The following is an 11,552-nucleotide window of genomic DNA, read 5'->3' on the forward strand; positions in this document are numbered from 1 at the left end:
GGTCGCTGCGGCCACGGCGGTCAGCTCCTGGGGTCGTGCGAACGGCCCGGCGCGGGCGGGCCGGACGGCTGGTCGAGCGAGGCCAGCGTGTCGGTGAGGCCCCGGTGCACATCCTCGTACACCTCCGGATGGCCCGGTACGGCGAGGTGGTCGGCGTCCGTCAGGCGCCGCAGGACTGCGTCCACGCCGGGGTGCCCGGTGGGCCGGATGCCGATACCCAGAGCCCGGGGCCCCTCCCCGGGGCCGTCGCCGGCGGGCGGCGCGTCGTGCGGTCCGGGTACCGGCTCCCGCGGTACGTCGGGGCCGGGCACGTGCGGGGGTCCGGGGGCGGCGGTCTGCTCCATGGGCCAGACGCTACCCCGTGACCACCACCGGGCGCCGACGCGCCGCCGGGACCACCAGCGGGGTGCCGGTCTCGGGGTCCTCCATCACCCGGCAGGCCAGCCCGAAAACCTCCTCGACGAGTTCGGCGGTGACGATGCCGCCTGGCGGCCCCTGCGCCACGACGCGCCCGTCCCGCATGGCGATCAGGTGGGTGGCGTACCGGGCGGCCTGGTTCAGATCGTGCAGTACCGCCACCAGGGTGCGCCCCTGCGCCTCGTGCAGGCCGGCGCACAGGTCCAGTACCTCCATCTGATGGGCGATGTCGAGGTAGGTGGTGGGCTCGTCCAGGAGCAGCAGCTGGGTCTGCTGCGCCAGGGCCATCGCGATCCATACCCGTTGCCGCTGGCCACCGGAGAGCTCGTCCACGCGCCGCCCGGCCAGCTCCAGGACGCCGGTGGCGGCCATCGACTCCCGGGTGATCCGCTCGTCCTCCCGGGACCACTGACGCAGCAGCCCCTGGTGCGGATAGCGTCCGCGGGCGACGAGATCGGCGACGGTGATGCCGTCGGGGGCCAGCGGCGTCTGCGGAAGCAGGCCGAGGACCCGGGCCAGCTTTCTGGCCGGCCAGTCGGACAGGGAGCGGCCGTCGAGAAGCACGGCGCCGGCGGACGGGGCGAGCATCCGGGACAGCGCCCGCAGCAACGTGGACTTGCCGCAGGCGTTCGGCCCCACGATGACGGTGAAGGACCGCTCCGGTATGCGGACGGACAGACCGTCGGCGATGATCCGGTCGTCGTAGGCGAGCGTGACGTCCTCGGCCGCGAGCCGGCCGGGCTGCGCGCCGGAGGTGCTGGTCACGGTGTCGGTGTCCCTTCCGGTGATAGTCATATCCGTCCCGCCTTGCGTTCGGTGAACAGCAGCCACAGCAGATAGCACCCTCCCAGCATCCCGGTCACGGCGCCCACCGGCAGCTGGCCGGCTCCGAAGGCGCGCTGCGCGACAAGGTCGGCCAGCACCAGCAGGAACGCGCCCATGCAGGCCGACGCGAGCAGGTTGGGTCCGGCTGCCCGGGTGAGGCGGCGGGCCAGCTGCGGTGCGGTCAGGGCGACGAAGGCGACCGGCCCGACGGCCGCGGTGGCCCCGGCGGTCAGCAGGACGGCCGCCAGCATCACCAGCAGCCTGCTGCGCTCCGGCCGCACGCCCAGGGCCCTCGCCATGTCGTCGCCCATCTCCAGCACGCGCAGCGGGCGTGACTGCAGCGCCAGGACCGGCAGCACGGCCGCGCACATCGCCAGCAGCGGCCACAGCTGGGCCCAGTCCCGGCCGTTGAGCGAACCGGTGAGCCAGATGACCGCGCGGGCCGCGTCGACGAGATCCGCCTTGACGAGCAGGTATCCGTTGACCGCGGCGAGCACCGCGGAGGCGCCGATGCCGACCAGGATGAGCCGGTAGCCCTGGACGCCCCGCCGCCAGGCGAGCAGGTAGATCGCGGCTCCGGTGAGCAGCCCGCCGGCCACCGCGCCGGCGGCGACGGTGCTGCCCCGGAACAGCACGATGACGGCGAGGGCGCCCGCCGCCGACCCCTGGGTGAATCCGATGAAGTCCGGGCTGCCCAGCGGGTTGCGCGAGACGGACTGGAAGACCGCGCCGGCCAGTCCGAGCGCGATGCCCACCACCAGGGCGACCAGGGCCCTGGGCAGCCGCAGTTCCAGGACGATGAACTCGTGTGCCGCGCTGCCCCGCCCTGCCAGGGCGCGCAGCACGTCCGGCGCGGCAACCGGGTAGTCCCCGGTGCCGATCAGCGCCACGGCGACGGCCAGCGAGGCGGCGGCGAGCAGCACGGCCACCAGCACGGTACGGAGGTCCACCCGCAGCGACAGGCCGCCGCGGGTGCGCAGGACGGTCTCCCGGTTCACAGCCGGGCCATCCTGGTGCGGCGGACGAGGTAGATGAAGACGGGCCCGCCGACCAGGGCGGTGACGATGCCGACCTGGACCTCTCCGGGCCGGGCCATGACGCGGCCCAGTACGTCGGCGCCGAGCAGCAGCACGGGCGAGAGCACCGCCGCGTAGGGCAGCACCCAGCGCATGTCGGGGCCGGTGATGGCACGCACCACGTGAGGCACCATCAGGCCGACGAAGATGATGGGCCCGCAGGCCGCCGTTGCGGCTCCGCACAGCAGTGTGACGCAGACCATGGCTCCCAGCCGGGTCCGGTTCAGGCTCGATCCGAGCGAGCGGGCGGTGTCGTCGCCGAGGGCCATGGCGTTCAGCGGGCGGGCGAGGGCGAGTGCCAGGAGGATGCCTGCCGCGACGAACGGCAGGATCTGGCCGGCCGCGGTGGGCGTGGCGGGGGCGAGCGAGCCGACGGTCCAGAAGCGCATCCGGTCCAGCGCCGCGGTGTCGAGGATCTGCACGGTGTTGACGTAGCCGTACAGTGCGGCGCTGACCGCCGTGCCGGCCAGGGCCAGGCGGACCGGTGTCGCCGCCCGGCTGCCGCCGATCGCGTAGACCACCACGGACACCGCGGCGGCACCGAGGAACGCGAACCAGATGTATCCGCTCAAGGTGGTGATGCCCAGGAAGCTGATGGCGGAGACGACGGCCGCGGAAGCGCCCGCGTTGACGCCCAGCAGTCCCGGGTCGGCCAGCGGGTTGCGGGTCAGTGCCTGCATGACCGCGCCCGCCAGGCCCAGGGCGCAGCCCGCCAGCAGCCCGAGCAGGGTGCGCGGCAGCCGCACGTCGCGGACCACCACGTCGGTGTCGGTGCCGGAGTAGTGGACCAGCCCCTGCCAGACCTGGTCCAGCGGAATCGGCTTGGCTCCGTAGGCCAGGGAGGCAGCGGTGACCAGTGCCAGCAGCGCTCCGGCGGCCAGCAGTCCGGCCGCCCGGGCTGCGGCGCGGCGCGGCGCGGCGGCTGTCCGGCCGGTCGCCTCGACGCCGGTGGTCAGGGGGCCGGGGTCCACTGTCGCCTTCACGTGCTCCGCCCCCCGGTAGTACTGTCATGCGGCATGAGGTTAGGTTAGCCTAACCTTCAATCCCGGTTGGTCGAAAGGTCGCAAACCCATGAACAGCTCCCGCATCCTGCCCACTTCACGGCGTGGCTTCCTGGCCGCGGGGGGAGCCCTGGGCGCCGGCGCCCTGCTCACCGCCTGCGGGAGCGGATCCGGTTCCTCCCCGGACGATGGCGCCGCCGCCGACACGACGGATGCCTGGACGTTCACCGACGACCGCGGTGAGACCGCCTCGGCCGACTCGGTGCCGAGCACCATCGTCGCCTTCGTCGGCTCGGCGGCCGTGCTTCACGACTTCGGCATCGAATGCGCCGGGGTGTTCGGGCCCACCGTGCGGGGCGACGGCGAGCCCGATGTCCAGGCCGGGGACATCGATGTCGACAAGGTGACCGTACTGGGCAACGCCTGGGGCGAGTTCAACGTCGAGGAGTACGTTCTGCTGGAGCCGGACCTGCTGGTCACCAACATGTTCGACCCCCAGTCGCTGTGGTACGTCCCCGAGGACAGCGCGGAGAAGATCCTGGCCCAGGCGCCTTCCGTGGGCATCGGCGTCGCCTCCACCACACTGACCGCCCCCATCCAGCGTTACGCGGAGCTGGCCGAGTCACTGGGCGCCGACCTGTCGGCCGGCCCGGTCACGGAGGCCCGACAGCGCTTCGAGGAGGCCTCGGAGAACCTGCGCCGGGCGGCCAGGGACAACCCCGGCATCACCGTGCTGGCCGCCTCGGCCTCGCCCGACCTGTTCTACGCCTCCGACCCGGCCGCCTCCGCCGACCTCACCTACTTCACCGAACTGGGCGTGGACATCATCACTCCCGAGGACGTCGAGGGCGGCTACTTCGAGAGTCTGAGCTGGGAGAACGCCGACCGCTACGACGCCGACGTCATCCTTCTGGACAACCGCAGCAGCGCCCTGCAGCCCTCGGACCTGGGCGACAAGCCGACCTGGGGCAGGCTCGCCGCCGTGGAAGCCGGCCAGATCGTGCCCTGGCACAGCGAGCCGCGCTACTCGTGGGCCGGCTGCGCCCCGCTGCTGGAGGAGCTCGCGGAGGCCATCCGGGACGCCAGGAAGGTCAGCTGACCGCTTCGCTTCGGCCCTGGCGGGCCACCCGCGGCCCGGCAACGGCCGGGCCGCGGCACCTCACAGCCCCGCCCGGGCCAGAGCGGCCTCCGCGGACAGCTCCGCGCGGCCGCCGCCCGCCCGGGTCCAGGCCGCCGCGCACAGCGCCCGCAGCCCGTCGACCGGGCCACCGGCACCGGTCAGCCGCAGTTCTCCGTCCCGTACCGCGGCCCGCCAGCCACCGCAGCCGAACCCGTCACCGTCCACGGTGACCTCGGGCTGCGGCCGCAGCAGACCCCGCAGGTCCGCCGCCACATACGTCGGCCGGTGCTCCGGCGGAGCGGCCAGCAGCCCGGCCGCGTCGGTCACCCCGGTGAGGACCAGCAGCGAATCCACGCCGCCGGCGTGCGCGCCCTCGATGTCGGTGTCGAGCCGGTCCCCCACCACCAGTGGCCGCCGGGCTCCGGTGCGCAGCACCGTCTCCCGGTGCATCGGCGGCTGAGGCTTGCCCGCGACCTGCGGTACGGCCCGGCCGCCGGTGGCGATCCGCACCACCTCCACCGCTGCCCCGTTGCCCGGAGCGATACCGCGTCCGGACGGAATCGTGAGATCGGTGTTGGAGGCGAACCACGGCACCCCCCGGTTCACCGCCAGGGCGGCCTCGGTCAGCAACCCCCAGGGGAGCCCGGGTCCGCCGTAACCCTGTACGACGGCCTGCGGGTCGTCGTCGGCCGAACGGACCGGGCAGAGCCCCCGCTCCCGCAGCGCCACCTCGAGCCCTTCGCCTCCCGCACACAGCACCTTCGCCCCGGCGGGCACCTGCCCGGCGATCAGCCGCGCCACCGCCTGCGCGGAGGTCACCACCTCCTCGGGGGCGGCCCGGATTCCCAGCCGCGTCAGGTGCCCGGCCACCGCCTGTGGCGTACGGGCGGCATTGTTCGTCACATAGGCGAGCCGCATCCCGCCGTCGCGGGCGGCGAGCAGCGACTCCACCGCGTGGCCCACGGCCCGGCCGCCGGCGTACACGACCCCGTCCAGATCCAGCAGCGCGGTGTCGTAGGCGCGGCTGAGCGGACTCGGGCACCCCACCGGCGCGGTACGCACCGGCGGGGTGCCGTCCGCGCGGCTCCTGGCCTGTTCGGTCATGACGCCCTCCCTGTCTCCCTCCCGATCATCGCTCACCGGCCGGGCCCCGCCGCCGGCCGGGCCCGGCTTACGATGCTCGGATGCATGCGGACGGTCTCGATCTCGCCCCCTTCTCCGGCCTGCGCTACGTTCCCGAACGCGTCGGCGACCTGGCCTCCGTCACCTCACCGCCGTACGACGTGGTGGTCCGGCCGGACGGCCTGCACCATCTGGAGGTCGCCGACCCCCACAACATCGTCCGGCTGATCCTCCCGCAGGCCACGGAGCCGGCCGCGGGCCACCGGAAAGCGGCCGAGACACTGCACCGCTGGCGGGAGAAGGGCGTGCTGGCCCAGGACCCCCGCCCCGCCCTCTATGTCTACGAACAGAGCCGCCCGGGCGTCCTGCAGCGCGGCCTGATCGGGGCCCTGCGACTGACCCCGCCGGAGGACGGAGTGGTGCTGCCGCACGAGGACGTGGTCCCGGAAATCGTGGCGGACCGGACGGCGCTGATGCGGGAGACCGCCGCCAATCTGGAACCGCTGCTGCTGTCCTACCGCGGCGGAGCCGACACGGAAACGGGGGCCGCGGCGGTCATCGAGCGCACCGCTCGGCGCAGGCCGCTGCTGGCCATCACCACCGAGGACGGCTTCCGGCACCGCCTGTGGGCCGTCACCGAGGAGGCACACATCGCGGAGGCCGTGGCGGATCTGTCCCGGCGGCGGGCCCTGATCAGCGACGGCCATCACCGCTGGGCGACCTGTCTGCGGCTGTCCCGGGAAACGGGTGGGGCGCCGCCGTGGGACCGGGGACTGGTGCTTCTGGTGGACAGCGCGCGGTATCCCCTGCGGGTGCAGGCGATCCACCGGTTGCTCCCCCGGCTCTCCCCGGCCGTCGCCGTGGAGCAGCTGGCCGGTGCGTTCCGAGTCCGGACGCTGCCGGACGCCACGACGGCACAGGCCCTGGCCGCGCTGGAGGAAACGGCCGGCACCGCTTTCGTCCTGGCGGGCCGGGGGCCCTTCCTGCTGCTGGACCGCCCGGACGGCGTTCTGCTGGAACGCACGGTGCGGACCGACCGCCCCGAGGCCTGGCGTCGGCTGGACGCCACCGTCCTGCACTCCGTACTGCTGGACGCCGTCTGGAAGGTACCGGACCACCCCGAGGACATCGGCTACCTGCACGACGCGGACGCCGCCGTCGACCAGGCGCGGCGGCACGGCGGCACGGCGGTGCTCATGCGGGCGGTGACCGAGGACACCGTGCGCGAACTCGCCGAACAGGGCATCACGATGCCGCGCAAGTCCACCTCCTTCGGCCCCAAGCCGGCGACAGGGCTGGTTCTTCGCACCCTGGATCCCGGGTGAGGACGTCCCCCGCGGACCCGCATTGCCGCACACAGTTAGGTGAGGCTAACCTAAACATCCATGAGTGACATCCTGTTCACCCGGACCGATGAACGCCTCGGCGAGTTCGCCGTGCGCCCGGTACGGCCGGCCGAGGACACCGCCCTGCTGCACGGCTGGCTCACCCACCCCAAATCCGCTTTCTGGCTCATGCAGGAGGCCACGCCCGAGCAAGTGGAACGGGAGTTCCGGGAGATCGCCGCGGCACCCTCCCGGGCCGCGTTCATCGGACTCCACCGGGGCCGGCCGGCGTTCCTCGTCGAACGCTACGACCCCGCGGAGGACCTGGCTCAGGTGCACCGGAGCGAACCCGGCGACGTGGGCATGCACTTCCTGGTGGCACCGACGGACACTCCCCTGCACGGATTCACCCGCGCGGTGATCGGCACCGTCATGGAACTGCTCTTCGCCGACCCGTGGGTCCGCCGTGTGGTGGTCGAACCCGATGTCCGCAACCGCGCCGTCCACGTGCTCAACGAGGCCGTCGGTTTCCGTGCCCTGCGGACAGTCTCGCTGCCGGGGAAGGACGCCCTGCTGAGCACCTGCACCCGTGCGCAGTTCGCGGCCGCCGCCGGTCACGCCCCGGAAGGTTCCGCCGCGGAGCGAGGTGCGAACCGATGACCGCGCACACCGGCGATCCCGCGTCTGCGGTCGCCCACCTGTCCCCCGGGCACTGGGACCGCGCCAACCGGCTGCTCATACGCAAGGCGCTCGCCGAGTTCTCGCACGAGCGCCTGCTCAGCCCGCGCTCCCTGCCCGGCGGCCGGTACACCGTTCACAGCGACGACAAGAGCGTCACCTACGCCTTCACCGCCCGTCTCCTCGCGCTGGACCACTGGCAGATCGACGCGGACAGCATCAGCCGAGGGCGCGGCGGCGAAGCGCTGCCGCTGGACGCCCTCGAATTCTTCCTGGAGCTGCGGGACACCCTGGGACTGACGGAGGAGATCCTGCCCGTCTACCTGGAGGAGATCAGCAGCACGCTGGCCGGGACCGCCTTCAGACTGGCCCGCCCCGAGCTGCCCGCCGAGGAACTCGCCCGGTCCGGCTTCCAGGACATCGAGGCAGGCATGGCGGAGGGCCACCCCTGTTTCGTCGCCAACAACGGACGGCTCGGCTTCGGTTCGGACGACTACCTCGCCTACGCCCCCGAAGCCGCCCGGCCCGTCCGGCTGGTGTGGCTCGCGGTCCGACGCGACTGCTGCACCTTCAGCTCGTCCGCGGACCTGGACCATGAGCAGCTGATCAGCGGCGAACTGGATCCCGGCACCCTCTCCGGTTTCGCCGGGAGGCTGACGGATCTCGGGCTGGACCCGGCCGAGTACTACTACTTCCCGGCCCATCCCTGGCAGTGGTGGAACAGACTGTCTGTCACCTTCGCCGCGGACATCGCGCGGCGTGACGTCGTATGCCTCGGGTACGGGAAGGACCGTTACCTGCCGCAGCAGTCGGTCCGCACCTTCTTCAACTCGGACTCGCCTTCCCGGCACTACGTCAAGACGGCGCTGTCCGTGCTCAACATGGGGTTCGTGAGAGGCCTGTCCACGGAGTACATGAAGGCGACCCCGGCCATCAACGACTGGCTCGCCGGCCTGCTCGCCGACGACCCGGTGCTGCGGGAGGCGGGCTTCACGGTCATACGGGAGCGCGCCGCGATCGGCTACCACCCGCGTCACTACGCCGAGGCGGCCCCGGCCGGATCCCCCTACCTGAAGATGTTCGCCGCCCTGTGGCGGGAAAGCCCGGTCCCGCTGCTGGAACCGGGCCAGCGACTGGCCACCATGGCCTCACTCCTGCACACCGACCGCGAGGGCCGGTCCCTCGCGGCGGCGCTCGTGAGGGAATCGGGCCTGGAGCCGACCCTCTGGCTGCGACGGTACCTCGACGCCTACCTGACGCCCCTGCTGCACTGCTTCTTCGCTCACGACCTGGTCTTCATGCCGCACGGTGAGAACGTCATCCTGGTACTGGAGGACGGTGTCCCCAGCAGGGCGGTGATGAAGGACATCGCCGAGGAGATAGCGGTCCTGGACGACAAGCGGCCGCTCCCCTCGGAGGTCGAACGGGTGCGCGCCGTCGTCCCGGACGAGATCAAGCCGCTGTCCCTGTTCACCGATGTCTTCGACTGCTTCTTCCGGTTCCTCGGCGCGACCCTCGACGAGGCCGGAGTCCTCGCGGAGGACGACTTCTGGGCGACCGTCGCCGGCTGCGTCCGTGACTACCAGCGCTCCGCGCCGCACCTGGCCGACCGCTTCGACCGGTACGACCTGTTCGCCGAGACCTTTCCCCTCTCCTGCCTGAACCGGCTTCAGTTGCGCAACAACCGCCAGATGGTCGACCTGCAGGACCCCACCTCGGCGATACGGCTGGCCGGCTCCCTGGAGAACCCGATCGCCCGCTTCGCCTGATCAGCGCTACAACACACGTGGCTGCGGGGTGCCGCGGCCGGTCCCGGCCGCGGCACCCCGCAGTCACGTTCGTGCTCCGTCGCCTTCGTCCTGCCGAGCCCGGTTGTCAGTCCCCGGGCCGGGCTTCGGTCTCGCGATCCGCTTCGTCATCGAAGGCCGACTCCGCCTCCGGATCGAGGGCGTCGGTGAACTCCACTCCGTCCAGCTCCGCCAGCCGGTCCGAAGCATTGGTGGTGCCGCTCTGGTCCACCTCCAGGGCCCGCGCGAACCACTCCCTGGCCTCTTCCTCCCGGCCGACGGCCAGCAGGGCGTCGGCGTAGGCGTAACGCAGCCGGGCGGCCCACGGCTGGGAGGAGCCGGAGGCGAGTTCCGGGCTCTGCAGGGTGACCACGGCCGCCTCGGCCTGGCCCATGTCCCGCCGGGCACCAGCGGCCACGAGCCGCATCTCGACCTGGCCTGCCTTGTCGAGCTTGCGCACCTCCGGTTCGCCGGCCATCGCCAGGGCCCGTTCAGGGCGTCCCAGTCCGCGCTCGCAGTCGGCCATCACCGGCCACAGCTCCACCGAGCCTGTCATACGACGCGCCGCACGGAACTCGGCCAGAGCCTCTCCGTACTTCTCCACTCCGTAGGCAGCGAAACCCGCCGCTTCTCTGACTGCCGGGACCCGGGAAGCCAGTCGCAGAGCGGTGCGCGCGTAACCGTACGCCTGCTCCGGCTCGTCGTCCAGCAGCCTCGCCACCATGACGAGGTTGCGGGCGACGTCCTCCGCCAGAGTCTTGGGCAGGCTCATGAGCTCCTGCCGCACGCTCTTGTCGATCTCCTCGCCGGTGATGTCATCGGGGATGGGCAGCCGCTTGATCGGCGGACGGTCCCGCTCCCGATCGCGGCGGAACGAACCGCTTCCCTCTCCGTCGCGACGGCCGTAGGAGTGCCCACGGTCGTCCCGGCGGTCGCGAGGTCCGCCTCCGGGCCGTCCCCGGTCGTCACGGTCCCGGCCCTGACCGTACGGCGGCCGGCCACCACGCTCCCCCTCACGGCGCGGCCGGTCATCACGGGAACGATCCCGGTCATACAGCCGCGAAGCGCCCCGCTCCCCGAACGGACGCCCCTCACGCCCCCGGTCATCCCGACCACGACCCTCTCCGCGCGGCCGATAGCTCCGGGCTCGGTCACCGTCCGGCCGCCCCTGACCGTAGGGCCGCCTCCCGTCCCGCTCCCCGTCACGGCGCGGCCGGTCGTCACGGGACCGGCCCTGACCGTACGGCGGCCGGCCACCACGCTCCCCCTCACGGCGCGGCCGGTCATCACGGGAACGATCCCGGTCGTACGGCGGCCGCCCTCCGCGGTCCCCGTCACGGCGCGGCCGGTCGTCACCGGAACGATCCCGGTCATACGGCCGGGAAGCACCCCGCTCCCCGTAGGAACGCCCCTCACGGCCGCGGTCGTCCCGATCACGGCTCTCTCCGCGCGGCCGGTAGCTCCGGGCTCGGTCACCGTCCGGCCGCCCCTGACCGTAGGGACGTCTGCTGTCCCGCTCCCCGTCCCGGCGGGGGCGGTCGTCACGGGAGCGGTCCCGGTCATACGGCCGCGATGCGCCCCGCTCCCCGTAGGAACGCCCCGCCTCACGTCCCCGGTCATTCCGATCACGACCCTGACCGTACGGCGACCGGCCACCACGGTCGCCGTCACGCCGGAACCCGTCCCGTCGATCGCCTCCACGGTCGTCACGCCGGTGGTCTCGCCGCTCCCCCGGACGGTCGCCGTCGCGCCGGTACTCACGGCGGGCCCCGTCCCGGCCACCGCTGCTCCCGCGATCCCCGCGGTCGGAGCCGTCCCGGCTGTGCGGGCGTTCCTCTGGTGAGTTCGACATCGACGTGACTCCTGTCTCGGGTACTGCGTGTGCCTCGGGTACTGCGTGAAAAAACGACAAGGGCCCCTGGTCCCAGCATGAACGCTGGGACCAGGGGCCCTTGTCAAAATTTGTTCGGCGGCGTCCTACTCTCCCACACGGTCCCCCATGCAGTACCATCGGCGCTGAAAGGCTTAGCTTCCGGGTTCGGAATGTAACCGGGCGTTTCCCTCTCGCCATGACCACCGAAACACTATCGGTCTAGCGAACAAGCACACTCTTCAATTGAAGAACTGGTTCAACCGGAATGACTGTTTGCTATCCGGGAACCACACAGTGGACGCGAGCATCTGAGGACAAGCCCTCGGCC

General features: G+C 72.3%; 10 protein-coding genes and 1 rRNA gene. 4 read left to right on the forward strand and 7 right to left on the reverse strand.

Translation table 11 applies throughout. The annotated features are described in order from the left end of the window. Positions 1–20: 20 nt before the first annotated feature. The 4 genes from ABD299_RS01275 to ABD299_RS01290 are packed head-to-tail and all read right to left on the reverse strand — an operon-like array spanning position 21 to position 3,274. On the reverse strand, positions 21–344 hold the full coding sequence (locus ABD299_RS01275) for a hypothetical protein (RefSeq protein ID WP_344258056.1): 324 nt from the start codon (positions 342–344) through the stop codon (positions 21–23). A 10-nt stretch (positions 345–354) separates the two neighbouring features. Further along, positions 355–1,212 carry an ABC transporter ATP-binding protein gene (locus ABD299_RS01280; protein WP_344258057.1) on the reverse strand — a complete coding sequence of 286 codons (858 nt, stop codon included), beginning with the start codon at positions 1,210–1,212 and terminating at the stop codon, positions 355–357. Then, positions 1,209–2,240, reverse strand: coding sequence for a FecCD family ABC transporter permease (locus tag ABD299_RS01285; protein WP_344258058.1), 1,032 nt, complete (start codon positions 2,238–2,240; stop codon positions 1,209–1,211). The genes ABD299_RS01280 and ABD299_RS01285 overlap by 4 nt, the downstream gene beginning before the upstream one ends. After that, a complete protein-coding gene (locus ABD299_RS01290) occupies positions 2,237–3,274 on the reverse strand; it encodes a FecCD family ABC transporter permease (protein WP_344258083.1) in 1,038 nt (345 codons plus the stop codon). The genes ABD299_RS01285 and ABD299_RS01290 overlap by 4 nt, the downstream gene beginning before the upstream one ends. A 115-nt stretch (positions 3,275–3,389) precedes the next feature. On the opposite strand from ABD299_RS01290, the gene ABD299_RS01295 reads away from it, so the two are divergent. After that, positions 3,390–4,418: an ABC transporter substrate-binding protein gene (locus ABD299_RS01295; RefSeq protein WP_344258059.1), complete on the forward strand. Its 1,029-nt coding sequence runs from the start codon at positions 3,390–3,392 to the stop codon at positions 4,416–4,418. 60 nt (positions 4,419–4,478) lie between these two features. Here the strand turns inward: ABD299_RS01295 and ABD299_RS01300 are convergent, their stop codons facing one another. After that, the gene (locus tag ABD299_RS01300; protein WP_344258061.1) at positions 4,479–5,543 is read right to left on the reverse strand and encodes an HAD hydrolase-like protein; all 1,065 of its coding nucleotides are present in this window, start codon (positions 5,541–5,543) and stop codon (positions 4,479–4,481) included. 80 nt (positions 5,544–5,623) lie between these two features. Between ABD299_RS01300 and ABD299_RS01305 the strand changes: the two genes are divergently transcribed. Genes ABD299_RS01305 through ABD299_RS01315 form a run of 3 tightly spaced genes read left to right on the forward strand, consistent with a single transcriptional unit; the run spans position 5,624 to position 9,333 of the window. Further along, positions 5,624–6,886, forward strand: coding sequence for a DUF1015 family protein (locus ABD299_RS01305; protein WP_344258062.1), 1,263 nt, complete (start codon positions 5,624–5,626; stop codon positions 6,884–6,886). Positions 6,887–6,946: 60 nt separating this feature from the next. Next, positions 6,947–7,546, forward strand: coding sequence for a GNAT family N-acetyltransferase (locus ABD299_RS01310; protein WP_344258063.1), 600 nt, complete (start codon positions 6,947–6,949; stop codon positions 7,544–7,546). Further along, a complete protein-coding gene (locus ABD299_RS01315) occupies positions 7,543–9,333 on the forward strand; it encodes an IucA/IucC family protein (protein WP_344258064.1) in 1,791 nt (596 codons plus the stop codon). The genes ABD299_RS01310 and ABD299_RS01315 overlap by 4 nt, the downstream gene beginning before the upstream one ends. Before the next feature lie 106 nt (positions 9,334–9,439). Here ABD299_RS01315 and ABD299_RS01320 read toward each other — a convergent pair whose 3' ends face one another. Continuing rightward, positions 9,440–10,138 carry a tetratricopeptide repeat protein gene (locus tag ABD299_RS01320; RefSeq protein WP_344258065.1) on the reverse strand — a complete coding sequence of 233 codons (699 nt, stop codon included), beginning with the start codon at positions 10,136–10,138 and terminating at the stop codon, positions 9,440–9,442. Between the two features lie 1,177 nt (positions 10,139–11,315). Beyond that, a 5S ribosomal RNA gene (rrf, locus tag ABD299_RS01325) occupies positions 11,316–11,432 on the reverse strand. Positions 11,433–11,552: the final 120 nt, after the last annotated feature.

The organism is Streptomyces sodiiphilus, assembly GCF_039529215.1.
Lineage (GTDB): Bacteria > Actinomycetota > Actinomycetes > Streptomycetales > Streptomycetaceae > Streptomyces > Streptomyces sodiiphilus.

What these genes read in the sequence shown, in the direction of transcription:
- ABD299_RS01295 (WP_344258059.1), top strand. Translation starts at nt 3,390, where the DNA reads ATGAACAGCTCCCGCATCCTGCCCACTTCACGGCGTGGCTTCCTGGCC.
- ABD299_RS01300 (WP_344258061.1), bottom strand. Translation starts at nt 5,543, where the DNA reads ATGACCGAACAGGCCAGGAGCCGCGCGGACGGCACCCCGCCGGTGCGT.
- ABD299_RS01275 (WP_344258056.1), bottom strand. Translation starts at nt 344, where the DNA reads ATGGAGCAGACCGCCGCCCCCGGACCCCCGCACGTGCCCGGCCCCGAC.
- ABD299_RS01280 (WP_344258057.1), bottom strand. Translation starts at nt 1,212, where the DNA reads ATGACTATCACCGGAAGGGACACCGACACCGTGACCAGCACCTCCGGC.
- ABD299_RS01305 (WP_344258062.1), top strand. Translation starts at nt 5,624, where the DNA reads ATGCATGCGGACGGTCTCGATCTCGCCCCCTTCTCCGGCCTGCGCTAC.
- ABD299_RS01315 (WP_344258064.1), top strand. Translation starts at nt 7,543, where the DNA reads ATGACCGCGCACACCGGCGATCCCGCGTCTGCGGTCGCCCACCTGTCC.
- ABD299_RS01310 (WP_344258063.1), top strand. Translation starts at nt 6,947, where the DNA reads ATGAGTGACATCCTGTTCACCCGGACCGATGAACGCCTCGGCGAGTTC.